The sequence below is a fragment of the Streptomyces sp. NBC_00094 genome, assembly GCF_026343125.1.
In the GTDB taxonomy this organism is placed as follows: domain Bacteria; phylum Actinomycetota; class Actinomycetes; order Streptomycetales; family Streptomycetaceae; genus Streptomyces.
This window is the reverse complement of sequence record NZ_JAPEMB010000001.1, coordinates 3074166-3100710: the sequence shown is the minus strand read 5'-3', so window position 1 is coordinate 3100710 and position 26545 is coordinate 3074166. Positions and strand designations below refer to the sequence as shown.

Below are 26545 nucleotides of genomic sequence, written 5' to 3'. Positions count from 1 at the left end.
TAGGTGCGACCATCGGAGGGCGCCGCCAGGCAACCAGCCGGGGCGGCGTAGCAACGAAGCTCAGGGAAAGCAGAGGAACTCGGCCATGGCAACGGCGCCCAGCGTCTCGTACTCGATGACGGTCCGGCTGGAGGTTCCCGCGAGCGGAACCGCGGTCTCCCAGCTCACCACGGCGGTGGAGTCCCACGGCGGATCCGTCACCGGCCTCGACGTGACCGCCTCCGGCCACGAGAAGCTGCGGATCGACGTCACCATCGCCGCGACCTCCACGGCGCACGCCGACGAGATCGTCGAGCAGCTCCGCACCATCGAGGGCGTCACCCTCGGCAAGGTCTCCGACCGTACGTTCCTGATGCACCTCGGCGGCAAGATCGAGATGGCGTCGAAGCACCCCATCCGCAACCGTGACGACCTCTCCATGATCTACACCCCGGGCGTCGCCCGCGTGTGCATGGCGATCGCCGAGAACCCCGAGGACGCCCGCCGCCTCACCATCAAGCGCAACACCGTCGCGGTCGTCACCGACGGCTCCGCCGTCCTCGGCCTCGGCAACATCGGCCCGATGGCCGCCATGCCGGTCATGGAGGGCAAGGCGGCCCTGTTCAAGCGCTTCGCCGACATCGACGCCTGGCCGCTCTGCCTCGACACCCAGGACACCGACGAGATCGTCGCGATCGTCAAGGCGATCGCCCCCGGCTTCGCGGGCATCAACCTGGAGGACATCTCCGCGCCCCGCTGCTTCGAGATCGAGGCCCGGCTGCGCGAGGCCCTCGACATCCCCGTCTTCCACGACGACCAGCACGGCACGGCCATCGTCGTCCTCGCCGCCCTCACCAACGCGCTGCGCGTGGTGGGCAAGGGCATCGGTGACGTACGGGTCGTCATGTCCGGTGCCGGCGCCGCCGGTACGGCCATCCTCAAGCTGCTCATCGCGGCGGGCGTCAAGCACGCCGTCGTCGCCGACATCCAGGGCGTCGTGCACGCGGACCGCCCGGACCTCGTGGACGCCCCGGCCGACTCGCCGCTGCGCTGGATCGCCGACAACACCAACCCGGAGGGCGTCACCGGCACCCTCAAGCAGGCCGTCGCCGGCGCGGACGTCTTCATCGGCGTCTCGGCCCCGAACCTGCTGGGCGCGGACGACGTCGCCGCCATGGCGGAGGGCGCCATCGTGTTCGCGCTCGCGAACCCCGACCCGGAGGTCGACCCGGCCGCCGCGCGCCAGACGGCCGCCGTCGTCGCCACGGGCCGCTCGGACTTCCCGAACCAGATCAACAACGTCCTGGTCTTCCCGGGTGTCTTCCGCGGCCTCCTGGACGCCCAGTCCCGTACGGTCAACACGGAGATGATGCTGGCGGCGGCCACGGCCCTCGCCGACGTCGTCACCGAGGACGAGCTGAACCCGAACTACATCATCCCGTCGGTCTTCAACGACAAGGTCGCCGGCGCGGTCGCGGGAGCGGTGCGCACCGCGGCCAAGGCGGCGGGCGCGGGCGCGGCGTCGAACGGGCGCTGACAGCGCCCGCCAGGCGCACATCCGGCATGCATCAAGCATGCATCCGGCACTCACCCGGTACTCACCCGGCGCGCGCTGACGGCGCGTCGCGATTCGCGGAGCCGCAAACCCGCCTTTAGGGTGGCTTTTCGGCTCCGCACGGAAATCGCGGAGTCGACGGAACGTCACCGCCACGGGGCTCCGGCACTTTTCGTGTGACCCCAGGGGGTGCCGGATTGGCGTTCCCGCCGCTGGTGGGGGCAGGATGCGTGTTTGGGCGCGAGGGTCTGTCATTAGACCCGGGTCCGGGGACTGTCCGAAGGCCCTGGCAGCATCGGCTTCGCTGTACCCAATCACGCGGCTTCCGCCGCGTGGCACGCCTCACAGGCAAGAAGAACACGGGAGTAACAACATGAACCGCAGTGAGCTGGTGGCCGCCCTGGCCGACCGCGCCGAGGTGACCCGCAAGGACGCCGACGCCGTGCTGGCCGCTCTCGCCGAGACCGTCGGTGAGGTCGTCGCCAAGGGCGACGAGAAGGTCACCATCCCCGGCTTCCTGACCTTCGAGCGCACCCACCGTGCCGCTCGCACCGCTCGTAACCCGCAGACCGGCGACCCGATCAACATCCCGGCCGGCTACAGCGTGAAGGTCTCCGCGGGCTCGAAGCTCAAGGAAGCCGCCAAGGGCAAGTAAGGCAGCCTGTAGGCGCAGGAAGGGCGGCCACCCTGTCAGGGGGTGGCCGCCCTTCCGTTTGCCCGGCAGAACGCGCTGTACGCACGCTGTACGCACTGAGGGGCCCCGCGGATGCGAGGCCCCTCAGTGCGTGCGTACGGGCCGTCAGACGAGCGCGCTGCCCGGGAGCTCGACCTTCGCGCCGAGCTCGACCAGCTTCTCCATGAAGTTCTCGTAGCCGCGGTTGATCAGCTCGATGCCGTGCACCCGGGAGGTGCCCTGGGCCGCGAGCGCCGCGATCAGGTACGAGAAGCCGCCGCGCAGGTCGGGGATGACCAGGTCGGCGCCCTGGAGCTTGGTGGGGCCGCTCACGACCGCCGAGTGCAGGAAGTTGCGCTGGCCGAAGCGGCAGTCGGAGCCGCCCAGGCACTCGGGGTACAGCTGGATGTGCGCGCCCATCTGGTTCAGCGCGGAGGTGAAGCCGAGGCGCGACTCGTACACCGTCTCGTGGACGATGGAGAGGCCGGAGGCCTGCGTCAGGGCCACGACCAGCGGCTGCTGCCAGTCCGTCTGGAAGCCGGGGTGCACGTCCGTCTCCAGGGCGATCGCGTTGAGCGAGCCGCCCGGGTGCCAGAAGCGGATGCCCTCGTCGTCGATCTCGAAGGCGCCACCCACCTTCCGGTACGTGTTGAGGAAGGTCATCATCGAGCGCTGCTGGGCGCCGCGCACGTAGATGTTGCCCTCGGTCGCCAGCGCCGCCGACGCCCAGGAGGCCGCCTCCAGGCGGTCCGGGAGCGCCCGGTGGGTGTAGCCGTCGAGGCGGTCGACACCGGTGATCCGGATGGTCCGGTCGGTGTCCATGGAGATGATCGCGCCCATCTTCTGCAGTACGCAGATGAGGTCCTCGATCTCGGGCTCCACGGCCGCGTTCGACAGCTCGGTGACGCCCTCGGCGAGCACCGCCGTCAGCAGCACCTGCTCGGTCGAGCCGACCGAGGGGTACGGGAGGCGGATCTTGCAACCGCGAAGGCGCTGGGGGGCCTCCAGGTACTGGCCGTCGTCCCGCTTCTCGATCGTGGCGCCGAACTGGCGGAGCACGTCGAAGTGGAAGTCGATCGGCCGGCCGCCGATGTCGCAGCCGCCGAGGCCCGGGATGAAGGCGTGGCCGAGGCGGTGCAGCAGCGGGCCGCAGAAGAGGATCGGGATGCGGGACGAGCCGGCGTGCGCGTCGATGTCGGCGACGTTCGCGGACTCCACGTGCGTCGGGTCGAGGACGAGCTCGCCGGGCTCCTCGCCCGGACGGACCGTCACCCCGTGCAGCTGGAGCAGTCCGCGGACCACGCGGACGTCACGGATGTCGGGAACGTTGCGCAGTCGGCTGGGACCGCTGCCGAGCAGGGCGGCGACCATCGCCTTGGGCACGAGGTTCTTCGCGCCGCGGACGCGGATCTCGCCCTCCAGCGGGGTTCCGCCGTGGACAAGCAGGACATCGTCTGTGCCGGTCATGAATCTCGCGTTCCGGTGGAGTCGGTCGGGTGGCCAGAGAAAAGGGTAAGGGGCCATGAGACCCCGATCGGGTGTGTCGGGGGGTCTGTCAGATGTAATGAATTCGGCACAACACCCTCTGCTCCCGTGATCTTGCGGAGCGTTACCGTCCGCTTCCTTCGGCCCGCGTGGGCCCGGGGACCGGGCGCGCCCCCTCTGAACTGCGAAGGCGGCCGACTTCCCGGGATCGTGGACGGATCGCGACCCGATCGCGCCGGACGGCCTCCGCGAACGGCGAAGATGCGGGATCATGTGTCGCATGACCGAGGTGTCCTCGCTCACAGGACGACTGCTCGTCGCCACCCCCGCGCTGGCGGACCCGAACTTCGACCGCGCGGTGGTCCTGCTGCTCGACCACGACGACGAGGGCTCGCTCGGCGTGGTCCTCAACCGGCCGACGCCGGTGACCGTCGGCGACATCCTCGCGCCCTGGGCCGGACTCGCCGGCGAGCCCGGCGTGGTCTTCCAGGGCGGGCCCGTCTCGCTCGACGCGGCGCTCGGCGTCGCCGTGATCCCCGGTGACGAGGGCCCTCTCGGCTGGCGGAGGGTGTACGGAGCGATCGGCCTCGTCGACCTGGAGACCCCGCCCGAACTGCTCGGACCGGCCCTCGGCTCGCTGCGGATCTTCGCCGGGTACGCGGGCTGGGGCCCCGGCCAGCTGGAGTCCGAGCTCGGCGACGGCGCCTGGTACGTGGTCGAGTCGGAGCCCGGCGACGTCTCCTCGCCGCGCCCGGAGACCCTCTGGCGCCAGGTGCTGCGGCGCCAGCGCGGCGAGCTCGCCATGATCGCGACGTACCCCGACGACCCGTCCCTCAACTGAGCCCCACGCCTTTCAGTACCCTTGGCGGTTATGAGCACTCTCGAGCCCGAGCGCGGGGCAGGTACGGGAACCCTCGTGGAGCCGACTCCGCAGGTGTCCCACGGTGACGGCGACCACGAGCGCTACGCCCACTACGTCCAGAAGGACAAGATCATGGCGAGCGCCCTCGACGGGACTCCCGTCGTGGCGCTGTGCGGAAAGGTCTGGGTACCGGGGCGCGACCCCAAGAAGTACCCGGTCTGTCCGATGTGCAAGGAGATCTACGAGTCCATGGGCGCCGGCGGCGGCGACAAGGACAAGGGCGGCAAGGACAAGTAGCGGCAAGGACGAGTAAGCGGGTCCTGCGGACCCCGCGGGTCCGACGTCGGGGACGGCCCCCGTCGCGTGTGCTTCGGCACGTGCGACGGGGGCCGTTCCGCGTTTCCGGGGCTCGCGGGACGTTTCCGGGGCGCGCGGGGCCGCCCGGCCGTTGCGCAGGGTGCTTTCTCCGGTCACGGAGTGGTTGAGGTGGTCGAGACCTCTTGTCGGCCCGCGGCGGGCGCGCCTAACCTCACGCGTGTTGTGCAGAACGAAACGCTCATTGCGTATGTTGCAACACGCTTGGAGGGGGGTCCGCATGAAGCGAAGCTCGCCTCGTCCCAGTACAGCGTCTCTAATCAGCTAAGCGATCCCGTGTCAGACGTAGTGTCTGGCATCGGGGTTCCCATCGTGGAGGGGTGGCGTGGGCGTGCAGGTGGAATCCCGCGCCCAGGGCTGCTCCTCGTGGCCGGTGGCCGATGGTGGGTGTGCTGATCGTCGTCACGTCCTGGTGCCGGTGGGCTGCGCGGGGCAGTCGGGGCCGGTCCGTGTGAGCGTGTCCCTCCGGACGCTTGCCCGCCTGGCCTTGCGACCTGGTGGGGGAGGGTGCCCTGCGTCGCCTGGGCGCGGGGCATGGTGTCTGTCGCCGGGTGGGTCCGGTCTTGGACCGGTCCCGGCTGGTCTTAGCGGTGGTCGGGTTGACCACGGCTTTGGCTTCGAGCTTGTCTACCACCGAGCGGATGGCCATGACGCCGCCGTTGGCGCGCTCGGTCACGGTCTTCGTTTGGTGGGTGAGGCCGCGTGCGGCGATGCGTTTCCACGCACCCTGGTCGCGGTCGCCCTGGTATCCGCAGCCGGGGCAGATAGCCCATTTCCATCCCGGGACGGTGGGCCGGTCGGGGGCTTTGCGGTGCCGCAGCGGGGTCAGACACTCCGGGCAGTGCTTCGAGGTGTTCTTCGCGGGCACGGTGACCACCGCGATGCCCACCTCGGTGGCGAGGTGCCGCATGCGGTCCGCGATCTGCCCGCGCACTGTCTGGGACAGGCGGGTGTTCATCGAGCGGCCCATGCCGCGTGCTTCCATCGACCGCAGGTCTTCCACGTAGATGACGGTCGCTCCGGCGGCAACTGCCTGGTCGACAGCCCACCGCGCCGCGGCCCACGCCAGAGCATCGTTCAGGTTCGTCCGCCGCTCGGACAGGCGGTGGATCTCCTCACGGAGCACATCGTGTCCGGCGGCCAGCTGATGCGCGGTGGTCCCCTCGATGAGCCGCTGGTAGTGGTCGGCCTTGGCCTGCACGTACCCGCTTTCGCGGCGGAGCCGGTGCTGTTTGGCGAGAACACCGCCGGCACGGAACATGCCCCCGGCTCCGAGGGCGGTGAGGCGGCCGTCATCGTGGAGCCGGACAGCCCCGGCACTGAGCAGGGTGTTCAGGCCCCAGTCCACGCCGAGTGCGACCGTGTGCCCGGCTCTGGCGGCCCTGGGAACGGCGTGGGAGTATGCGAGATCCGCGCGCACCCGGCCGCCGGCCACGCGCAGGGTGGGCAGGTGCAACGCCGCCGAAGCCGGGATCGTCGGCGGCAGAGTGATCGGGCAGGACACCCACGTCCAGTCCTTGTACGACCGCGGATCGGGCCGGGCGGGGAGTTGCAGCCGGATCAGCGCTCGGCCCGGATCGGTCTCGTGCCGCTCGATGGTGGCCTGCTGCCCGTCACACGCCGACAGCAGCAGCATCCGTGCGATCCGGGGCGCGGTCTCCGCTTCGAAGACATCGACCGGCGGCCGCCCGTTCCTGCGCAGATACGCGGCGATCTGCCGGGTGCGCCCCTTGATGGCACTGGACGGCAGATGCTTCCCACCGGGTATGGCAGCCCGTACCGCATCCCACTCCTCGGGCGTGCGCCTGGCCGGATCAGCGGGCCAGGTCGCGAGCACCCCGGCAGTCAGATCAACCCGCCATTTCGCCGACCGCAACGTGCGCCCGGCCTGCTCCTGAGCCATCCGCACGATCCGGTCATTGACACGGATACCGTCCAGCTCGGTCACGGTCCAGCCCAGCCGGCGCAGCGCCATCCACGCGTTCGACGGCAGTTTTTGCCCGCCCGGGTCCACACCCGAGGCGAGGGCGTCGACATCGCCTGCGTTCCAATGCTCGACCAGCAGTCCGCGAGCCATTCCACACACGAGGTCAGTGGCCCAGTCGATCCGTTCAGCCAACGCAGAGGCGGCCAGGAGTTCGCCCGTCCCCTCGTCAACTCCCGTACGAAGCAATGCGCGGGTGCACGCGGTGCGAGCGGTTTCGCCCTCGGTGAGCGGCAGTCTCCGGTTCACCAGAACCCCTTCCCGCCACTGATGCTGTCATCCGATCAACGACACCCCCACGAAAAGGTCACGCATTCGATCCCCGTACTCAGCTGCGACACCGGACGCCGGTGGACGATGCATCCCTACCCGAGGCAGGAGGAAACACGTGAGCCTGGGATCGGCGATCGGCGTGGTCATGCTGCTGATCCTGCTGGCCGTGACCCTGGTCTACCTGAGGCTCCTGCGACGCCAGGGAGAAGAACTTTGACCGTGTTCCGTATCCGGATCCGGCGGCCCGGGCGCCTCGCCGCCGAGGCCGTGACGCTCCTCGTCGCGGCGGCCGTCGCCTTCCCCCTGTACTGGATGGTCCTCTCGGCCTTCAAGCCGGCGGGCGAGATCCAGTCGACCGACCCCCGGCCGTGGACGCTCTCCCCGTCCCTCGACTCCTTCCGACGCGTCTTCGACCAGCAGGAGTTCGGCCGCTACTTCGTCAACTCGCTGATCGTGGCGGGCACGGTCGTCCTCGCCTCCGCGCTCATCGCCTTCCTGGCGGCGAGCGTCTTCTCCTTCATCTCGACCTGGAACGACTTCCTCTTCGCGAAGTCCTTCCTCATCAGCGACACCTCGCAGTCGACCCTCCCCATGGCACTGCTCGTCTTCTTCAAGCCCGACGAGAACGACTGGGGAGGAATCATGGCCGGGTCGACCGTGATGACGATCCCGGTGCTCGTCTTCTTCGTACTCGTACAGCGCCGCCTGGTCTCGGGACTGGGCGGGGCGGTGAAGGACTAAGGAACCGACGTGATGACGGACGATCTGCATCTCATCCCCGCACCCCTGACGGTCGAGCACCGGGGGAGCACCCCCGGACACGTCCCGCTCGACCGGCGGACCACCATCGACGCCGGCGCGGGCACCGAGTCCACCGCGCGCTGGCTGCGCGCCGCCCTGGGCGCCGCCACCGGACTGCCGTTCTCCGATGGCGCCGGCCCGCACGCCGTCCGGCTGCGGATCAGCGAGGAGGTCGCGCGGGAGTACGGCCCCGAGGGCTACCGCCTGTCCACCGACGGTTCGGTCGCCGACGACGCGGCCGTCGTCATCGAGGGCGGCGGCCCCGCCGGGGTGTTCTGGGGCGCCCAGACCCTCCGGCAGCTCCTCGGCCCCGACGCGTACCGCAAGGCGCCCGTGCAGGACGGGGACCGTGACCTCCCCCTGATCACGATCGAGGACAGTCCCCGCTTCGGCTGGCGCGGACTCCTCCTCGACGTCTCCCGGCACTTCCTGCCCAAGGACGACGTCCTGCGCCAGCTCGACCTCCTCGCCGCCCACAAGCTCAACGTCTTCCACTTCCACCTCACCGACGACCAGGGCTGGCGCATCGAGATCGCGCGCCACCCGAAGCTCACCGAGGTCGGCGCCTGGCGGGCGCGTACCAAGTGGGGCCACCGGGCCTCGCCGCTCTGGACCGAGACCCCGCACGGCGGCTTCTACACCCGGGACGACATCCGCGAGATCGTCGCCTACGCCGCCGAACGGCACATCACCGTCGTCCCCGAGATCGACCTCCCGGGACACGCGCAGGCCGCCATCGCCGCGTACCCGGAGCTCGGCAACACCGACGTCGTCGACACCGCCGCCCTCACCGTCTGGGACACCTGGGGCGTCAACCCCAACGTCCTCGCCCCGACCGAGGCCGTCCTGCGCTTCTACGAGGGCGTCTTCGAGGAGGTCCTCGACCTCTTCCCGTCCACCTTCGTCCACGTCGGCGGCGACGAGTGCCCCAAGGACCAGTGGAAGGCCTCCCCGGCCGCCCAGGCCCGTATCAAGGAACTCGGGCTCGCCGACGAGGACGAGCTCCAGTCCTGGTTCATCCGCCACTTCGACCGCTGGCTCGCCGCGCGCGGGCGGCGTCTGATCGGCTGGGACGAGATCCTGGAGGGCGGACTCGCGGAGGGCGCGGCCGTCTCGTCCTGGCGGGGGTACGCGGGCGGGATCGCCGCCGCCGAGGCCGGCCACGACGTCGTCATGTGCCCCGAGCAGCACGTCTACCTGGACCACCGTCAGGCGCCGGGCGAGGACGAGCCGATGCCCATCGGATACGTCCGCACCCTGGAGGACGTCTACCGCTTCGAGCCCGTCCCGCCGGGGCTCTCGCCGGAGGCCGCCGCCCACATCCTGGGAACCCAGGCCAACGTCTGGACCGAGGTCATGGAGAACCGGGCCCGCGTCGACTACCAGGTCTTCCCGCGCCTCGCCGCCTTCGCCGAGGTCGCCTGGTCCGAGCTGCCCGCCCCGGACGCCCGCGACCACGCCGGTTTCGCCCGCCGGATGGACACCCACTACCGGCGCCTCGACGCCCTCGGCGTCGACTACCGGCCGCCCGCCGGACCCCACCCCTGGCAGCGGCGCCCGGGAGTGGTCGGACGACCTCTGGAGGGGACGCCCCCGATCGTGTGAGGGACGTCGCGTCCCCGGTTCACCCAAGAGCGGCGAAACGGAAGTTACCGTCGCTCCCGGGGCGTCCCGGACGGAACAGTCCTTCGTGGACCCTCGCGCCGGACGGCTCGGAAGATGTGCCAGAGTTGCCACGTCCGGCCTGTGAGCACGTACGGTACGCCCACACACAGGCGCGACCGCCGGGCACAGTCGGGGACCACCGGGACACCGGGAAGGGGCAGCGGGTTGACCACGCACGCACCACAGACGGCGCAGTCCGTGACGCTGCCCGCCTCGCTCGACGAGGCCGTGGCGGCGCTCACCGCCATGCCGGCCGCCGTGCCCGTCGCCGGTGGTACCGACCTGATGGCCGCCGTCAACCGAGGTCAGCTCCGCCCCGCCGGACTCGTCGGGCTGAGCCGCATCAACGAGATCCGCGGCTGGCAGTACCAGGACGGGCACGCCCTCCTCGGCGCGGGCCTCACCCACGCCCGGATGGGCCGCCCCGACTTCGCCGCCCTCATCCCGGCCCTCGCCGCCGCCGCCCGCGCCGCGGGACCGCCCCAGATCCGCAACGCGGGCACCCTCGGCGGCAACGTGGTCACCGCCGCGCCCACCGGCGACTCGCTGCCCGTGCTCGCCGCCCTGGAGGCCGACCTCGTCGTCCTCGGCCCCCTCGGCACCCGCGAGATCCCCGTCTCCCACCTGCTCGCGGGCCGCGACCTGCTGGCCCCCGGCGAGCTGGTCGGCTTCGTCCGCGTACCGCTGCTCCACGCCCCCCAGGTCTTCGTGAAGGCCACCGGCCGCACCGGCCCGGCCCGCGCCACCGCCTCCGTCGCCGTCGTCCTCGACCCGGCCCGGCGCGGCGTGCGCTGCGCGGTCGGCGCCGTCGCCCCGATGCCGCTGCGGCCGCTGGAGGCGGAGCGCTGGATCGCCTCGCTGGTGGACTGGGACAACGACCGGGGGCTGGCCCCGGAGGCGCTGACCGCGTTCGGCGAGTACGTCGCCGCCGCCTGCATCCCGGACCCGCAGGACGGCGAACAGCTGCCGCCGGCCGTACTGCACCTGCGGCGCACGGTCGCCGCACTCGCTCGACGGGCACTGGGGAGGGCACTGGCGTGAGCACTGACGAACAGCACGGGAACCCGGGCGGCTGGGAGCCGATCCCGCAGAGCGAGGGGTACGACGGCGACGCGACCGCCTTCGTCCAGCTGCCGCCCGACTTCATGCTGGACGGCGTCCCCCTGGAGGCGCCGGGCCACGGCTACGTACCGCCGATGATCACCCCGCTGCAGCCGCTCACCCCGGCGGCCGCGACCGATCCGGCGGCGACGGGCTCGTGGACGGTGCACCTGCCGACGGAGGCGGAGCACGTCCAGTACTTCGACCAGGTGGAGCAGGCCGAGCCCGCGGAGCGCGTGGAGTACGCGGACCACACGGACCACGCGGAGCGCGTGGAGTACGGCGGGAACTTCGGGCAGGACCCGCACGCGACGGCCGAGTGGAACTTCGCCGGCGGCGGCACGGGCCAGTGGGAGATCCCGGCGGCTCCGGACGCGGTGGAGCCCGCGCTCCCTCCGTCGTACGCCGAGGCCCCGGCGACCCTGCCGGGCGGCGCGCCCGCGCCCTGGGCCCTCCCGGAGGAGCCGGAGACCGCTCCGGAGGCGGCGGCCGAGGAGCCGGAGGCGGAGGGGGAACCCGCCGCGCCGGACGCCCCGGAGGACACCGTGGAGGCCCCGGACGACGTGCCGGGCGCCGAGGACGCGCTTCCCGCCCCGAGCGCCACCACCACCGAAGCCCACGGCAACGGCTACGCCTCCACCGACAGCGACGAGCACCCCCACACCTCGTACACCCTGCGGGTCAACGGCACCGACCGGCCCGTCACGGGTTCCTGGATCGGCGAGTCCCTGCTCTACGTCCTGCGCGAGCGCCTCGGCCTCGCCGGGGCGAAGGACGGCTGCTCCCAGGGCGAGTGCGGCGCGTGCAACGTGAAGGTCGACGGCCGGCTCGTCGCCTCGTGTCTCGTGCCGGCGGCGACCGCCGCGGGCTCCGAGGTGCGGACGGTCGAGGGCCTCGCCACCGACGGCGAGCCGTCCGACGTGCAGCGGGCGATGGCCAAGTGCGGGACCGTCCAGTGCGGCTTCTGCATCCCGGGCATGTGCATGACCGTGCACGACCTCCTGGAGGGCAACCACGCCCCCACCGAACTGGAGACCCGCCAGGCCCTGGCCGGCAACCTGTGCCGCTGCTCCGGCTACCGGGGCGTCCTCGAAGCCGTACGGGACGTCGTCGCCGAGCGCGAGGCGAGCGCCGCCGCCGCGGCGCCGACCCAGCCCGAGGCCGCCGGCGAGGCCCGCGTACCGCACCGGATCCCCCACCCGCACGACGGAGGCATGGCGTGAGCAGCGACGCGACCACCGCGGCTCCGGACGCCCCCGGCGCCCCCGGCGCCCCGGGGCAGGAGCCGGCCGCGCACGGCCTCGGCACCTCGCTCCCGCAGGCCGAGTCGCGGGCGAAGACCGAGGGCACCTTCCCGTACGCCGCCGACCTGTGGGCCGAGGGCCTGCTCTGGGCGGCGATCCTGCGCTCCCCGCACCCGCACGCCCGGATCGTCTCCGTCGACACGTCGGCCGCCGTCGCCATGCCGGGGGTACGGGCCGTGGTGACGGCCGCCGACGTGCCGGGCGCGGCGACCTACGGCCGGCGCGTCGCCGACCGGCCCGTCTTCGCCTCCGACCTGGTCCGGCACCACGGCGAGGCCCTCGCGGCCGTCGCCGCCGACCACCCCGACACGGCCCGGCTCGCCGCGGCGGCGATCAGCGTCGAGTACGAGCTCCTCGACCCGGTGACCGACCCGGAGAAGGCCTTCGCCGCCGAGCCGCTGCACCCCGACGGCAACCTGATCCGGCACATCCCCCTGCGCTTCGGCGACCCGGAGGCGACGGGCGAGACCATCGTCGAGGGGCTGTACCGGATCGGCCGCCAGGACCCGGCGCCGATCGGTGCCGAGGCCGGCCTCGCCGTGCCCCGCCCCGACGGCGGCGTCGAGCTCTACACCGCGTCGACGGACCCGCACACCGACCGTGACCTGGCCGCCGCCTGCTTCGGCCTGCGGCCCGACCAGGTCAAGGTGGTCGTGACCGGCGTCCCCGGCGCCACCGGCGACCGGGAGGACCCGGGCTTCCAGATCCCGCTGGGCCTGCTCGCGCTCCGTACCGGCTGCCCCGTCAAGCTCACCGCTACGCGCGAGGAGTCCTTCCTCGGCCACGCCCACCGCCACCCCACCCTGCTGCGCTACCGCCACCACGCGGACGCGGAGGGACGCCTGGTCAAGGTGGAGGCGCAGATCCTGCTCGACGCGGGCGCGTACGCCGACTCCTCGTCCGAGTCCCTCGCGGCGGCCGTGGCCTTCGCCTGTGGCCCGTACGTCGTCCCGCACGCCTTCGTGGAGGGCTGGGCGGTCCGTACGAACAACCCGCCGTCCGGACACGTGCGGGGCGAGGGCGCGATGCAGGTGTGTGCCGCGTACGAGGCGCAGATGGACAAACTGGCGGTCAAACTCGGCCTGGACCCGGCCGAGTTGCGGATGCGGAACGTCCTGGCGACCGGCGACATCCTGCCGACCGGCCAGACCGTGACCTGCCCGGCCCCCGTGGCCGAACTCCTCTCCGCCGTACGCGACTTCCCGCTGCCGCCGCTCCCCAAGGACACCTCGGAGGACGACTGGCTGCTGCCCGGCGGCCCCGAGGGCGCGGGCGAACCCGGCGCGGTGCGGCGGGGCGTGGGCTACGCCCTCGGCATGGTGCACATGCTGGGCGCGGAGGGCACGGACGAGGTCTCGACGGCGACCGTACGGGTCATGGACGGCGTGGCGACGGTCATCTGCTCGGCCGTGGACACCGGTTCGGGCTTCTCGACGCTCGCCCGCCAGATCGTGCAGGAGACCCTCGGCATCGACGAGGTCCACGTCGCCCCCGTCGACACCGACCAGCCGCCGGCCGGCGCGTCCGCCCACGGGCGCCACACCTGGGTCTCGGGCGGGGCGGTGGAGCGCGCGGCCAAGATGGTCCGCACCCAGCTCCTCCAGCCGCTGGCCCACAAGTTCGGCATGTCGACGGAGCTGCTCCAGATCACCGACGGCAAGATCACCTCGTACGACGGGGTGCTCTCGACGACGGTCACGGAGGCGATGGACGGCAAGGAGCTCTGGGCCACCGCCCAGTGCCGCCCCCACCCCACCGAACCGCTCGACGAGGACGGCCAGGGCGACGCCTTCGTCGGCCTCGCCTTCTGCGCGATCCGCGCGGTGGTGGACGTGGACATCGAACTCGGCGCGGTACGGGTCGTGGAGATGGCCGTCGCCCAGGACGTCGGCCGCATCCTCAACCCGGCCCAGCTGGCCACCCGCATCGAGGCGGGCGTCACCCAGGGCGTCGGCGCGGCCCTCACGGAGAACCTCCGCACCGCCCGCGGCCTGGTCCGGCACCCCGACTTCACGGGCTACGCACTTCCGACATCCCTGGATGCCCCGGACATTCGCATCGTGAAACTCGTCGAGGAACGCGACGTCGTGGCCCCCTTCGGCGCGAAGGCGGCCAGCGCGATCCCGGTCGTCACCTCACCCGCCGCAGTGGCCTCAGCGGTACGGGCGGCGACCGGACGCCCCGTCAACCGCCTCCCGATCCGCCCGCAGGCGGCCGTGGCCGTGCCCAATTCGTAACCATGTGATGTCCGTTGCTTGTGCAACCGGGAGGTGCGCACTGTCGTCGTTCCTGACTACAGTGAACTTCTAGACTCGGTAGTACGCGGTATGTGGTTCACAGGGGGAGGAGCGCGGGCATGGAAGCCTACGTGGGAGGACTCGCGTCCGGGATGCGGACGCAGGCCGTGAAGTACAGCGCCGACTCCATGGAGACCTTCAGGAAGGGCGTCGAGCACCTCATCACGCAGCTCGAAGGCTCCGAGGCCGGCGCGGGCAAGCTCAAGTCCGATCAGGTCACCCGAACCCAGTTCGGCGGGGGCGGCGCGGCCTGGGGCGAGGCGCAGAGCGCTCACGCGGCCTACGACGAGGTCCTCGGCAAGCTGGTGCAGCTCTCCGGCCTTCTCAACGACTGCCTGGAGGGCCTCGGCATCGCCGTCGTCGCCTCCAAGAACGGCTTCGAGGAGATGGACGACGACGTCAAGCGCAAGATGATCGCGATCCACCAGCGCACCTTCGACGCCAAGGAGAAGGCGGACAAGGAAGCCGGCCGGGGGCCTTCGGCGAGCGAGGGCAGCCAGGGGACCGAGAGCGACACGTCCTTCAAGTAGGCCGGCGAAGACGGAATTTCGGGGAACACGGGGAAGAGGCGAGAGATGAGGCCTGCAGAGGGCGGCGGAGGCGGGGGTACCAACTTCCGCGGTATGACCCACCAGCAGATGCTGGCGTGGGTCGACGAGGCCAGCAGCTACAACGTCGGAGCGGCGGCTCAGCGCTTGAAGGCCGTCGCGGCGCATTTGGCGGTCATCGCCGACGAACTGCGCACCAGCATGGGTCAGATGGACTGGGAGGGCGAGGCCGAGAAGGCCTTCGTCGAGTGGGCCAACAACGTGGCCAACGCGACCACCGGCCTCGCGGACTACAGCGAGCGCGGATCCGTCTGGATGACGGAGAACGCCTCCGCGATCTCCTTGGCGCAGAGCGCCATTCCCCGGTACACCTCCCACGAGTCCGCCAAGGCGAACCTGGAAGCCGCGCAGAAGTACCGCAACGACCCCGACTCGGCGACCGTCGCGGCCAACGCGAGGAAGGCCATGGCCGCCAGCGAGGAGCTCGCGGCGATCGAGGCCAAGGAGAAGGCGAACCAGCAGGCCGCGGCGGCCGAGATGGAGAAGCTCTCCTCCGCGTACCAGTGGTCGAGCTTCCACATGGGGAACACGGAACCGCCGACGTTCCCGCCGCCGCCCGGGGCGTTCGTGCCGGAGTCCTCCGCCGACCGTGGCACCAGTACCTCCATCGGCTCCACCCAGCGGAGCGACGGCTACTCCACCGGCACGGACAACGGGACGTCGACGCAGACCCCGCGTCAGCAGTCGGAGACCCGCCCCACGACCGAGACGAACACCGTCCCGCCGTCGGGTGACCCGACCGGGCCGACGCACGTCATCCGTCCCGACGGCCGCACGGAGACCCGTCCCGAGGTCCCCGTGGACCTCGGCATCGACAGCGTGGACACCCTGCCGGCGCCCACGACCGGACCGCCGCAGACCACCGGGCCGACGCCGCCGCCGGTGAAGCCGGACGGTGGTACGCCTCCGTTCGTCACCACCACCACCGGGGTCCCCCCGTTCACCACGAAGGGCGGCGGTACCGGACAGCTGCCTCCCCTCGGTCCCTCCACCGGCGGCACGCGCGGTCCGGTGACCACCGGTCCCCGTGGGCTCCCGACGGGCCCCGGTCCGCTGGGCGGCACCCGCGAGGGCATCAGCGGCGGCCGGCAGGTGCCCAGTACGCAGGGGCGTCCCGCGACGGGCATCCCGCGCAGCACCGTCATCGGCGGCGAGACCGGCGGACGCAACGGCTCGGGCGTCGGCCGCGGCCCGATGGGCGGCGGTATGGGCGGCGCCATGGGCGGCGGCATGGGAGCCGGCCAGAACGGCGTCAGCGGCGGGCGCCGCCTCGCCGGTGAGACCGGCGGGGTCGTCGGCGGCAAGGCGCAGCGCTCCGGCGCCGCGGCCGGCGGCGCGCGCCCCTTCACGCCCGGCGGCTCCGGCCTCGTGCGCGGAGCCTCCACTCCCGCCGGTGACCGGCGCGAGGAACGGAACGGAGAGCGTCCCGACTACCTCGTCGAGGACGAGGAGACCTGGCAGCAGGGCAACCGCCGTGTGGCGCCGCCCGTCGTCGACTGATCAGCGCGAGGAAGCAGATGCGTACCAGCAGTATTCGTCGGAGCCGTGCCCGTGTCACCGCCTCGGCCGCCTTGGGGATGCTGCTGGTGGGCATCGCATCCGTGCCCGCTCACGCGGAGAACTTCCGCCAGCGGCAGTGGCACCTCGACGCCATGGGCGCCGAGGAGATCTGGCAGCTCAGCACGGGCAAGGGCGTCACCGTCGCGGTCCTCGACAGCGGTGTGGAGAAGGACAACCCGGACCTGAGGGGCCAGATCCTCAAGGGCAAGGACTTCTCTCCGGACACGTCGGGAGACGAGTACACCGACAACACCGGGCACGGTACGGGCATGGCGGGTCTCATCGCCGGCACGGGCGCACGGGACGGCGGTAACGGGGCCTACGGGCTCGCCCCGGGCGCCAAGATCCTGCCGGTCCGCGTGTCGAGCGCGGAGATCGGCGACACCAGCCAGGCGGCGGCCAACGCGGAGTTCAACCGGATCGTGCCGCAGGCCATTCGCTACGCCGCCGACTCCGGGGCGAAGGTCATCAACATCTCGCAGGGCGCCACGGCGGGTTCGACGCAGCTCACCGAAGCGGTGAAGTACGCCCTGGACAAGGGCGCACTGATCTTCGCGGCCACCGGAAACACCGCCGACAAGGGCAACCAGGTCGAGTACCCGGCAGCCACCCCCGGCGTCGTCGGCGTCGGCGCCGTCGACGACAAGATGCTGCGCATCCCGACCTCCCAGCACGGCAGCCAGGTCGACATCGTGGCCCCCGGCAAGGACCTGGTGCACGCCTGCGGCAGCGACACGGGCATGTGCGTGTCCGTCGGTACGAGTGACGCCACCGCCCTCGCCTCCGCCGCGGCCGCGCTCCTCTGGTCGAAGCACCCCGACTGGACCAACAACCAGGTCCTGAAGGTCATGCTCAACACCGTCGCCAAGCCCACCGGGGGCGAGCAGCGCAGCGACTTCGTCGGCTACGGCGCCATCCGGCCCCTCCGTACGCTGAAGACCCCCGGCGACCCCGGCCCGGCCGACGTCCGGCCCATCGACGACCTCGTCGAGGCCGCCCCGGAGACCGCGTCCGCCACGCCCTCCTCCGAAGGCCGGCCGTCGGAGGAGCCGACCCCGTCAGGGTCGTCCCCCGCCGCGCCCGCGCCGGCTCCCGACGCCCAGGCGGCGAGCGACGAGGGTGGCGGCACGGGCCTCTGGATCGGCCTCGGGATCGGTGCGGCCGCGCTGATCGGTGCCGCTGTCGCCGTATCCGTACGGCGCTCGCGGCGGGGCTGAGGGCGGTCACGCGCCGACGGCGGGGCCGCCTGGGAGCGGCCTCGCCCGGGAGCGGGTGGCCTTGCCCGGGTGGCCCCGGCCGGGAGGGGAGCCGTCTCAGGCCCCGTACACCGGCATCGCCGTGATCCGGCCGCCCCTGGCGATGAAGACGCGGTTGCCGTCGCTCGCCAGCTCGTGGGAGCCTCCGCCGTCCCTCTTCATGGTGAAGAAGGGCCGCTTGGTCGCCTTGTGGACCACGCGGACGTAGCTGTCGTCCGGAGCCGGGAGCCAGGCCGTCGCGCCTTCCACGACGGGGGCGGTGATGTTGCCGCCCAGGCCGTCCAGGTAGTCCGTCCAGTCAGTGGACGCGGAGCGCGCTTCGGGCAGCGTGCTGTAGCGGTGGGCGGTGAACCCGTCGACAGCGAAGACGGACTCCTCCTCCGCCGTCGGACTGCCCCAGCCCACTTCTTCGTTGCTGAAGCCCTGACTGTCCTCCTTCCACAGGAAGGAGCCGTTGTCGAGGCGGCGGGCCATCAGCAACTGGCCGCCGAGGTACAGGGTGTTGCCGCCGATCGCCGGGGCCTGCCCGTGGGTTCCCTGGCCCTTGAGCTTCCACGCCGTCTCGCCCGTCCCGGTGTCCAGGACCGTGACGAGCCCGTCCCTGCCGTGGATCGCGAGCCGCTTCCCGCCCACGGCGGCCTTCGCGGCGCCGCTCGGGGAGCGCGGAGACGCCATGGGGCGCGTCCAGGCGGTGGTGAGGGTCCAGGCGTCGACGGCGCGCACCTCGTTGCCCTTCGTCACCAGGTAGACGTGGGTGTCGTCGGCGGCGAGGAGGCTGTCGACGTCGTTCTGCGACTGCCAGACGGGCTTGCCGGTGGAGGCGACGAAGGCATGGGCGACGCCGTTCGCGTCGACGCCCACGACCAGTCGGCCGGCGACGGAGACGAAACCGGCGTCGGCGTCGATGTCGTCGGCCCGCCACCGTTCCTCGCCGTTCGTGACGGAGAGGGCGAGCAGGCCGCCCGCCTTCGCCCGTACGACCAGCACGTCCCGTACGGGCAGGGGGAGTTCACCCTCCTCCGTCATCACGTCGAGCGGCCCCCACAGGGCCTTCGGGGTCTCGCCCAGCCGGGCGTCGATGACCGAGATGAACGCCGCCTCGGGTGTCGCCACGGCGGGCGGCACGTCGGCGGTCGGTGACTTCGTCCCCTCGCGGTTCAGCCACCAGGCGCCCGCCCCGCCGCCCGCGCCCAGGACCGCCAGGCCCACGGCCGCGCCGGTGAGGAAGCGGCGCCGGGACGGCGAGGAGGAGGGTACGGCGGTGTCCTCGGGGGCCGCCAGACGCTTCGTCGCCGTCTCGCGCCGCTTGATGTCCTCGGCGAGCGGGCCCTTGCGCCAGGCGCGGTCGGCGCCCTTCGGCGGGGCGAAGGCCTGGGCCACCTGCGGGGGAGCCGGGCGGAACGCCGGGTCCTTCGCCAGGCACGGGCCGATCAGCTCCTGGAGCTCCGGCGGCACCAGGCTCAGGTCCGGGGTGCCGTGGACGACCTCGTACTGCACCGCCGCCACATGACCCGCGTCGAAGGTGCGCCGGCCGCTCGCCGCGTACGCGAGGACCGCGCCGAGCGAGAAGACGTCGGAGGCCGGGCCGACGCGCTGCCCGAGGACCTGCTCCGGGGCCCCGTACCCGGGGGTGACCGGGATCTGGCCGGTCGTCGTGAGCGTGAGTCCGTGCTCGGGGCGGGCGATGCCGAAGTCGATGATCCGCGGGCCGGTCGAGGTGAGCACGATGTTCGCGGGCTTGAGGTCGCGGTGGACGAGCCCGGCGGCGTGGATGTCGTGCAGCGTCCGGGCGAGGTGGGCGGCGAGGGCGCGGACCGTCGGCACGTCCATCGGCCCGTACGCGCGGACGGCCACGTCCAGCGTCGGACCGGCGAGGAACTCGGCGGCGATCCACGGCCGTCCGCCCTCGGTCTGCGCGTCGAGGACCCGGGCCACGCCGTGGCTCGTGACGGCCCGCGCCATGTCGGCCTCGCGGACGAAACGCTGGGCGAGGTGCTGGTCATGGGCGAGCTCGGGGCGGAGGACCTTGACGGCGGCGGGGGTACCGGAGGCGTCCCTGCCGACGTACACCTTGCCCATGCCGCCCTCGCCGAGGACGCCGAGGAGGCGGTACGGGCCGAGGCGGAGCGGGTCTCCGGTGGCGAGGGGCTGTGTGGTCACGTGGGCTTCCAAGTCGGTGGGAACGATCCGGGGAGGGGGAGAGGGAGGGAGGGGGTGAGAGGGCGGTACGGGCGGTCAGGCGAAGGGGATCGCCACGACGGACGTCTCGCCCGCTCCGAGGATCCGGGTCCGTGTCGCGTCGACGACGTACCGTTCGGCGTCCGTCGGGAACACCCAGGCCGAACGGCGGGTCACCCGGTCGATCGCGCTCAGACCGCCTTGCACGGGCGCGTACACGTACTTCTCGCCGACCACCGGGACGGTGAGGAGAGCCGGGGTGAGACTGCGCCCGGACGGCTCCTCCTGCCAGCTCCGGACGCCCTTGTCGGCGCTGACGACGACGAGCCCGCGACCGGCCTCGTTCGCGTGGACGAGACCACCCGAGACGGCCGGCACGCCGAAGACGGAACCCTTGCCGTACTCCCAGGCCGTCCCGCCGTCGGTGAGGCGCACCGCCCGGAGACGGTCACCTCCGAGGTAGAGGTGGCGGTCGTCGGCCGCGAGCTGGCCGGGGATGAAGGACAGGGACTGTTCGAGCGGGATGCTCCGCCGCCACAGCTGGCGGCCGGTGCGCACGTCCCTCGTCTCCACGACGAAGGACTCCAGGTCGTCGCTGTTCTTGCCGAGCAGCAGCCGGTCGCCGACGACGAGGGAGAGCCACCGGCGGGCGTTGCCGTACGGATACGGCCGGCGCCACAGCTCCTTGCCCGTGCGCAGGTCGACGGCGAGCAGGTGCCAGCCGTTGTCCCGTTCCTCCAGGGGGTCCGTCTGCCTGCCGAGACGTGAGGTGGCGAAGAGCCGCCCGCCGGAGGCCGTGAGGAGTTTCGTACCGAACTGGGTGCCCTCGAAGCCCTTCAGCTGGATCGTCCGGGCCGTCTCCTTGCCGGTACGGGGTGAGAGCGTCCGGATCAGGAGGGAGCCCGGCCCATTGTTGGGGCCGTCGGACACGTAGAAGTTCGTGCCGTCCGTGGTGACCTGCTGGGGATCCATCACCATGCCGTCCTCCCACAGCACGGCCCCGCTCCGCGGGTCCAGCGCCCGGAACGAGACGGTCTCGGCGAACCCCACGACGTCCCCGGCGAGCAGCTGCGTCGTGCTCTGCTCGCGGTCCAGGGACTCGCCCTGCCACAGCGCCGCCGGGGCGCCGTCCGAGGCGGTCGTGGCGGGGATCGCGGTCGGGCCGGTCGGGGCCGGCGCGCCACCCGTACCCGTGGTGGCCGTCTCCCGCGACCCCAGCCACGCCCACACACCCGCGCCCGCTCCCGCGAGGCCGACGAGGGAGCCTCCGCCGAGGGTGAGGGCGCGGCGGCGGGAGAGGGGGGTGCTCGGGGTGGTCTCCGCGACGGACGCGCCCGCCGGGGCCGGGAGGCGGTGGGGGGACTGGAGCCAGACGTCGGTCGCGCGGCGGGCGATGTCGGTGAGGACGAGCGGCGGGAGGTGGTCCGCGAACTCGCCGTGGCCGTCGTGGAGATGGTCGACCAGGACGCCCGTCGTGGGGCGGGCCGCCGGGTCCTTGGACAGGCAGGCCGTCAGGAGCGGCAGCAGGGCCTCCGGTACGCCGGTGAGGTCGGGCTCGGCGTAGCGCACGCGGTACAGGAGGTCGGCGGGGGAGCCCGTACCGAAGGGTCCGTGACCGGTGGCGGCGAAGACCAGGACGCCCGCGAGCGCGAACACGTCGCCGGCCGGGGGGTGTTCCGTGCCGCTCGCCTGCTCCGGGGACATGTAGGCGGGTGTGCCGGCCGCCGCTCCCGTGCGGGTCAGGTGGTCGTCGCCGGCCGCTCGGGCGATGCCGAAGTCGATGATCTTCGGGCCGTAGGCGGTGACGAGGACGTTCGAGGGCTTGAGGTCGCGGTGGACCACGTCCGAGGAGTGCAGCTGCGCGAGGGCTCCGGCGAGCGCGGCGCCGAGCGCGCGGACCGTCGGCTCGGGGAGCGGGCCGCCGAGCGCGACGGCGTCGTCGAGCGGCGGACCGAGGACGTACTCGGTGGCCAGCCAAGGGGTTTCGGCCAGCGGGTCGGCGTCGACGACGGCCGCGCCGTGGCGTGCGCCGATGATCCGCGCCGCGTCCGTCTCCAGCCGGAAGCGGGCGCGGAAGGCGGGGTCGATGGCGAGCCGGGCGTGCACGGTCTTGAGGGCCACCGTACGGCCGCCGGGCGTGCGCGCCAGGTAGACCGTGCCCATGCCGCCGGAGCCGAGGCGGGCGAGGAGGCGGTACGTGGCGACGGTGGCCGGGTCGTCGTGGGTCAGGGGCGACAGCATGAGGTCAGGTCCGTCAGATCCAGGAGGTGGGGCAGGGGCGGGGCGTGGGCGCGGGCCCACGGGTGGGGCCTGCGGGTGGGGCTACGGGTGGGGCTACGGGTGGGCGGGCTCGGGGAGTTCGGCCGCGAGCAGTTCCGCCGACTGGCGGGCCAGTGCCGCGACCACCCGGCCCGGCAGCCAGCCGGGGGTGAGCAGGGTGCCGGCCGAGTTCAGCACCGTCTGGTGCCCGGTCGCCGGCGCCAGCGAGGCCATCAGGGCCGCCGCCGTGGGCCGGTCGGCCGGGTCGCGGGCCAGGCAGGCGGCGACCACCGGGCGCAGGGCGGGCGGGAGTTCCTCGCGTTCGGGCACGGTGTGGCCGGTGGCGGCGTACGCGAGGACCGCGCCGAGCGCGAAGACGTCGCCCGGCGGGCGGGGCCTGCCGCCCGAGACCTGCTCCGGGGCGAGCGCCCCCGGGTCGAGGCCCGGCAGACCGGTGCGGGGTTCGCCGTCGGCCGCGGCCGCCCGTACCGCGCCGAAGCAGCTCAGCCGGGGTCCGTCGGCGGTGAGCAGGACGGCGGCGGGGGAGACCCCGGCATGGGTGAGGCCCTGGGAGTGCGCGGCGGCGAGGCCCTCGGCGAGGGCGGCGCCGACGGCCCGGACGGTGGCCTCGGGCAGGGGGCCGCCGTGGACGGCCAGGGCCACGGGGAGCGGGAGCGCCGGCACGTACGGGCTCGCGTACCAGGCGGGGGCGGTCGGTTCGGCCGCGTCCGACACCGGCGCGATCCACGGGCCGAGGAGGCGCCGGGCCGCGTCTGCCTCGGCGGCGAAGCGCGCCGGGTCGGCGCCGGGCAGCGGGGCGCTCAGCAGGACCGTACGGTCGCCGTCCGGCGTGCGGGCGACGAACCGGCGGCAGGGGACGGCGGAGCCGGGCGGGTCGAGGCGGGTGATGAGCCGGTACGGGCCGATCCGCCGGTCCGGGGTCGAGGGCCGGGCCTGGGCGTTCGGCTGTCCCTGTCCCTGTCCTTGTCCCTGTGCCGCGGGCCGCGCGTGGGGCGCCGTTCCGTCCGGGGCGTTCCGTCCGTCCGGGTCCGCCGACCGGTCCGGGGCGTTCCGGCGTGCGGACTCCCCCTGCGTGCGCGACCGTTCCACCGGTGCGTCCCCCTGTCGTTGCGGCTGCCGTCACGCCTGTCGTTGCGACGTCCCCGGGGCCGCCCGGGGTGGGACGAGCCTATCGAGGCCGCCGGGCCGCACGGCCCGGCGGGGCAGGGACCGGGGAGCGTCGGGGGCTCGGGGCTGTGCGGGGCCGGGCCGGGTGGCCGCGGGCGGGCCCGGAACGCCCAGGGCTGTCCGGAGTTGCGAAGGTGAAGTGGGCATGAGCGTGCCGTGAAGCGTCGTGAAGATCTCGTTCCGTACGGGATTTCCCGGTAGGGAGTGCTCGAACGGATGGCCGTGCGACTACGATCGCCCATGATTCCGCGGGCACGGAACTTGCTGAGGCGAAGCCGGAACGATCACCGCACGATCACCGTATGAACCGCACGAACCGCACGGGGGAGAGCATGTCGTTCGAAGAGGAGTGGGCGTCGGTCCGGTCCACGTCCACGACCAGCGTGAGCATGAGACTCAACCAGGTCGCCCCGGAGCCCGGTGGCGGGGGCGGCGGGAACGCCGACCTCAGCGTCGACCAGGACAAGCTCGGGGCCATCGGCAGCGCCGCGTACGCGCTGCACGGCCGGCTGGTCAAGGACGGGAACCACGCGCGCACGAACACCACGGAAGCGGCGACGGGCATGTCCAGCAACGGCTTCCTCACGGGATCCGCGATGTCGACGGTGCAGGAGACGTGGAGCTCGCAGCTGAACACGCTGCTCGACGCCTGCGCGAACATCTCCAACCACCTCGACTACAGCGCGGCCTCCCACGCGAAGGAAGAGGAAGACATCCGGGCGTCCCTCGCGGCGTCCAAGATCAACGAATACTTCAAGTAGGCGGGGGCCCTGCTGTGTTGACCTACGACAACGTCGTCCATGCGCCGCTCGAGAAGATGAAGGCGGCATCCGACGACTGGTCCGCGATGAAGGGCAAGCTGGAGAAGCTCGCCGAGGACGCCCGCACGACGATGGCGGCGAAGGCCAAGGACGACTACTGGCGCGGCGTGAACGCCGAGGTCACGAAGCCGTTCGTGGACAAGACCGCCAAGGAGTTCGACGACGCCGCCAAGGCCGCCGACGGCATCCACAAGGTCCTGGAGGACGGCTACAACGCCTTCAAGAAGGCGAAGGACGACCTCAAGACGATCGCCGAGACGGAGGCCCCCGCGAAGGGCTTCCTGGTGAAGTCCGACGGCACGGTCGAGGCCAGGGAGCCGCTGTCCTCCACCAAGGACCAGGGCATGCGGCACGACCCCGACTTCCAGGACATGTGCCGCAAGGAGCGCGCCGACATCGCGGCGATGCAGAAGCGGATCGAGACCATCGTCGAGACCTGCGACGACGCCGACGTGTCCTGCTCCAACGCGCTCAAGGCCAACATCACCGGGGACAAGCACAACTTCAGCGGCCCGAAGTACACCAGCCTCGACGCCGAGGAGGCGCAGCGCGCCGTCGACCTGGCCAAGAAGGGCCGGGACATCTCCCACGAGGAGCTGATGCGCCTCAACGAGCTGCTGAAGGACAACAGCGGCTCGAAGGAGTTCTCCAGGACCTTCTACGACGGCCTCGGCCCCAAGGGCTCCCTGGAGTTCTTCGGGCAGCTGTCCACGGACACGTACGAGTACTCCAAGGTCGACAAGGAGCGCCTCGCGGACGTCCAGGAGCTCCAGAAGAACCTGGGTCTCAACCTGGCGACGGCCACGCAGGGCGGCGACGCCTGGACCGACAAGTGGTCCGCGGACATGCGCAAGCTCGGCACGGAGCGCATCCCCCTCGCCAAGTACGACAACAACCCGGCCTTCGGCTACCAGTTGCTCGGCGGCATCATGCGCTTCGGCAACTACGACCCGAAGTTCGTGGTCCCCATCGCGGAGCACGTCACCCAGCTCCACGCCAAGGACCCGTACATGTTCGCCGACAGCAAGCCGCTGGGCGGCGGCTGGCTGAAGAACCAGTACAACCCGTCCGGCGTCAACGGCTCGGGCTTCGACCCGATGATCTCGATGCTGGAGGCGCTCGGCCACAGCCCGGAGGCGGCCAAGGAGTACTTCTCCAAGGAGCCGACCTCGTACAACAAGGACGGCAGCGTCGGCGGTTCGGTCGACCTGGACCCGAAGAAGGACGGGAAGCAGACCAACTACCTGGACTACTTCGCCGACGCCAAGTACGACTTCTTCCCCGACATCGACGGGCACCACCCCGACGACGCCAAGAAGTCCGCGGACTACATGCCCGACGCGTTCGGCCACGCCCTGGAGGCGGCGACGCTCGGCCACGGCTGGGACGACCCGAAGCCGGAGCTGAAGCGCGACGAGACCAGCGCGGAGATCATGACGCAGGTCGTCGAGAAGTACGGCAGCGACCCGGAGCTCCTCAAGAAGTACCAGTCCTCGATGGCCGACAGCCTCGGCAACATGGGCGCCGGCTACATCGACGACCTCAACTGGGCCCTCGCCAAGAACGACCCCGAGAGCGTCTTCGCGCCGTCGAAGATGCCGGGGGCCCACCCGGAGTTCGGGCGGGAGGGCGCGATCGACTTCCTGTCCACGCTCGGTCAGCACCCGGACGCCTACGCCACGGTCTCCACGGCCGAACGCCTCTACACCACCAGTGTGCTGGAGGCGCAGGTCGGCCCCGACGGGAAGATCGACGAGGGCGCCGCCCGCGCCACCGTGTACACGGGCGCCACGCTGCAGGGCGTGCTGGACGAGTCGCGTGCCAACCAGGTCGAGGCCGAGGGCATGAAGAAGCACGAGGAGTACGAGAAGGCGCAGGCGGCGAAGGCCGGCTGGGTGGAGCTCGGCGCCACGGTGGGCATCGCGGCCGGTGTCGCCTTCCTGCCCGCCACCGCGGCGGTCGGCGCGGCCGCCATCCTCGTACCGCTCGCGGTCGACACCGGCTCCGGCGTCATGGAGCAGCTGGCCGGTCAGGTCATCGGGGACTGGTCGGACAAGTCCGTCGAGGACCACAAGGGCAAGACCGAGGGGCAGATCCACGACGACACGAAGGAGCTCTACACCGCGGGCCGCTACAGCGCCGAGTCGCCGATGGAGCGGTTCCTCGCGCAGCACGGCGACAAGGTGAGCAGCGAGTTCAAGCAGAACATGATCGAATCCGTGGACGGCGGCTACGCGAAGGGCAACGACCACGCGAACCAGACGGGCAACACCCCGGAGACCGGCTGATCCCCCGACCGCTCGACCGCTCATGAGGAACGC

At 72.1% G+C, this 26545-nt stretch carries 19 protein-coding genes; 14 read left to right on the top strand and 5 right to left on the bottom strand.

Features of this window, described 5'->3' with window-relative positions; genetic code table 11:
• Nucleotides 1-85: 85 nt before the first annotated feature.
• Nucleotides 86-1516: an NAD-dependent malic enzyme gene (locus tag OG580_RS13365; RefSeq protein WP_267043889.1), complete on the top strand. Its 1431-nt coding sequence runs from the start codon at nucleotides 86-88 to the stop codon at nucleotides 1514-1516.
• Between the two features lie 391 nt (nucleotides 1517-1907).
• Nucleotides 1908-2189 carry an HU family DNA-binding protein gene (locus tag OG580_RS13360; protein ID WP_017237029.1) on the top strand — a complete coding sequence of 94 codons (282 nt, stop codon included), beginning with the start codon at nucleotides 1908-1910 and terminating at the stop codon, nucleotides 2187-2189.
• Nucleotides 2190-2333: 144 nt separating this feature from the next.
• On the opposite strand, the gene murA is transcribed toward OG580_RS13360, so the two are convergent.
• Nucleotides 2334-3674, bottom strand: coding sequence for a UDP-N-acetylglucosamine 1-carboxyvinyltransferase (gene murA, locus OG580_RS13355; RefSeq protein ID WP_024761664.1), 1341 nt, complete (start codon nucleotides 3672-3674; stop codon nucleotides 2334-2336).
• Between the two features lie 298 nt (nucleotides 3675-3972).
• Here murA and OG580_RS13350 point away from each other — a divergent pair, with 298 nt between their 5' ends.
• Both OG580_RS13350 and OG580_RS13345 read left to right on the top strand, forming a co-directional pair.
• Nucleotides 3973-4533: a YqgE/AlgH family protein gene (locus OG580_RS13350; protein WP_267043888.1), complete on the top strand. Its 561-nt coding sequence runs from the start codon at nucleotides 3973-3975 to the stop codon at nucleotides 4531-4533.
• A gap of 30 nt (nucleotides 4534-4563) precedes the next feature.
• Nucleotides 4564-4851 (top strand): DUF3039 domain-containing protein, encoded by a 288-nt coding sequence (locus OG580_RS13345; protein WP_024761666.1) that lies wholly within the window; start codon nucleotides 4564-4566, stop codon nucleotides 4849-4851.
• 334 nt (nucleotides 4852-5185) lie between these two features.
• Here the strand turns inward: OG580_RS13345 and OG580_RS13340 are convergent, their stop codons facing one another.
• The gene (locus OG580_RS13340; RefSeq protein ID WP_267043887.1) at nucleotides 5186-7162 is read right to left on the bottom strand and encodes a zinc ribbon domain-containing protein; all 1977 of its coding nucleotides are present in this window, start codon (nucleotides 7160-7162) and stop codon (nucleotides 5186-5188) included.
• 237 nt (nucleotides 7163-7399) lie between these two features.
• Between OG580_RS13340 and OG580_RS13335 the strand changes: the two genes are divergently transcribed.
• The 8 genes from OG580_RS13335 (at nucleotide 7400) to mycP (ending at nucleotide 17739) form a co-directional block, all read left to right on the top strand.
• Entirely contained in the window at nucleotides 7400-7927 is a 528-nt protein-coding gene (locus tag OG580_RS13335; protein WP_267043886.1) for a carbohydrate ABC transporter permease, read from the top strand.
• Nucleotides 7928-7939: 12 nt separating this feature from the next.
• On the top strand, nucleotides 7940-9592 hold the full coding sequence (locus OG580_RS13330) for a beta-N-acetylhexosaminidase (RefSeq protein WP_267043885.1): 1653 nt from the start codon (nucleotides 7940-7942) through the stop codon (nucleotides 9590-9592).
• 225 nt (nucleotides 9593-9817) lie between these two features.
• Nucleotides 9818-10693 carry a xanthine dehydrogenase family protein subunit M gene (locus tag OG580_RS13325; RefSeq protein ID WP_267043884.1) on the top strand — a complete coding sequence of 292 codons (876 nt, stop codon included), beginning with the start codon at nucleotides 9818-9820 and terminating at the stop codon, nucleotides 10691-10693.
• Complete coding sequence (locus OG580_RS13320) at nucleotides 10690-11976, top strand: (2Fe-2S)-binding protein (RefSeq protein WP_267043883.1); 1287 nt, start codon at nucleotides 10690-10692, stop codon at nucleotides 11974-11976. Before OG580_RS13325 ends, OG580_RS13320 begins: the two co-directional genes overlap by 4 nt.
• Nucleotides 11973-14294 carry a xanthine dehydrogenase family protein molybdopterin-binding subunit gene (locus OG580_RS13315; protein WP_267043882.1) on the top strand — a complete coding sequence of 774 codons (2322 nt, stop codon included), beginning with the start codon at nucleotides 11973-11975 and terminating at the stop codon, nucleotides 14292-14294. The genes OG580_RS13320 and OG580_RS13315 overlap by 4 nt, the downstream gene beginning before the upstream one ends.
• Before the next feature lie 119 nt (nucleotides 14295-14413).
• On the top strand, nucleotides 14414-14884 hold the full coding sequence (locus OG580_RS13310) for a hypothetical protein (RefSeq protein ID WP_267043881.1): 471 nt from the start codon (nucleotides 14414-14416) through the stop codon (nucleotides 14882-14884).
• Nucleotides 14885-14977: 93 nt separating this feature from the next.
• Entirely contained in the window at nucleotides 14978-16462 is a 1485-nt protein-coding gene (locus OG580_RS13305; protein WP_267043880.1) for a hypothetical protein, read from the top strand.
• Between the two features lie 17 nt (nucleotides 16463-16479).
• On the top strand, nucleotides 16480-17739 hold the full coding sequence (mycP, locus tag OG580_RS13300) for a type VII secretion-associated serine protease mycosin (protein ID WP_267043879.1): 1260 nt from the start codon (nucleotides 16480-16482) through the stop codon (nucleotides 17737-17739).
• Nucleotides 17740-17835: 96 nt separating this feature from the next.
• Here mycP and OG580_RS13295 read toward each other — a convergent pair whose 3' ends face one another.
• The 3 genes from OG580_RS13295 to OG580_RS13285 form a co-directional block, all read right to left on the bottom strand.
• Nucleotides 17836-19938 carry a protein kinase gene (locus tag OG580_RS13295; RefSeq protein WP_267043878.1) on the bottom strand — a complete coding sequence of 701 codons (2103 nt, stop codon included), beginning with the start codon at nucleotides 19936-19938 and terminating at the stop codon, nucleotides 17836-17838.
• 75 nt (nucleotides 19939-20013) lie between these two features.
• On the bottom strand, nucleotides 20014-22197 hold the full coding sequence (locus OG580_RS13290; RefSeq protein WP_267043877.1) for a PQQ-binding-like beta-propeller repeat protein: 2184 nt from the start codon (nucleotides 22195-22197) through the stop codon (nucleotides 20014-20016).
• Nucleotides 22198-22290: 93 nt separating this feature from the next.
• Nucleotides 22291-23142 (bottom strand): serine/threonine protein kinase, encoded by an 852-nt coding sequence (locus OG580_RS13285; RefSeq protein WP_267047991.1) that lies wholly within the window; start codon nucleotides 23140-23142, stop codon nucleotides 22291-22293.
• A gap of 593 nt (nucleotides 23143-23735) precedes the next feature.
• Between OG580_RS13285 and OG580_RS13280 the strand changes: the two genes are divergently transcribed.
• The gene (locus tag OG580_RS13280; RefSeq protein ID WP_267047990.1) at nucleotides 23736-24164 is read left to right on the top strand and encodes a hypothetical protein; all 429 of its coding nucleotides are present in this window, start codon (nucleotides 23736-23738) and stop codon (nucleotides 24162-24164) included.
• A 14-nt stretch (nucleotides 24165-24178) separates the two neighbouring features.
• Nucleotides 24179-26512 (top strand): DUF6571 family protein, encoded by a 2334-nt coding sequence (locus OG580_RS13275; protein ID WP_267043876.1) that lies wholly within the window; start codon nucleotides 24179-24181, stop codon nucleotides 26510-26512.
• Nucleotides 26513-26545: the final 33 nt, after the last annotated feature.

Excerpts from the sequence above, each read along its gene's own strand:
- OG580_RS13305 (WP_267043880.1), top strand. The coding sequence starts at position 14,978 with ATGACCCACCAGCAGATGCTGGCGTGGGTCGACGAGGCCAGCAGCTAC.
- OG580_RS13310 (WP_267043881.1), top strand. The coding sequence starts at position 14,414 with ATGGAAGCCTACGTGGGAGGACTCGCGTCCGGGATGCGGACGCAGGCC.
- OG580_RS13330 (WP_267043885.1), top strand. The coding sequence starts at position 7,940 with ATGACGGACGATCTGCATCTCATCCCCGCACCCCTGACGGTCGAGCAC.
- OG580_RS13360 (WP_017237029.1), top strand. The coding sequence starts at position 1,908 with ATGAACCGCAGTGAGCTGGTGGCCGCCCTGGCCGACCGCGCCGAGGTG.
- mycP (WP_267043879.1), top strand. The coding sequence starts at position 16,480 with ATGCGTACCAGCAGTATTCGTCGGAGCCGTGCCCGTGTCACCGCCTCG.
- OG580_RS13290 (WP_267043877.1), bottom strand. The coding sequence starts at position 22,197 with ATGCTGTCGCCCCTGACCCACGACGACCCGGCCACCGTCGCCACGTAC.
- OG580_RS13350 (WP_267043888.1), top strand. The coding sequence starts at position 3,973 with ATGACCGAGGTGTCCTCGCTCACAGGACGACTGCTCGTCGCCACCCCC.
- murA (WP_024761664.1), bottom strand. The coding sequence starts at position 3,674 with ATGACCGGCACAGACGATGTCCTGCTTGTCCACGGCGGAACCCCGCTG.
- OG580_RS13280 (WP_267047990.1), top strand. The coding sequence starts at position 23,736 with ATGTCGTTCGAAGAGGAGTGGGCGTCGGTCCGGTCCACGTCCACGACC.
- OG580_RS13365 (WP_267043889.1), top strand. The coding sequence starts at position 86 with ATGGCAACGGCGCCCAGCGTCTCGTACTCGATGACGGTCCGGCTGGAG.
- OG580_RS13345 (WP_024761666.1), top strand. The coding sequence starts at position 4,564 with ATGAGCACTCTCGAGCCCGAGCGCGGGGCAGGTACGGGAACCCTCGTG.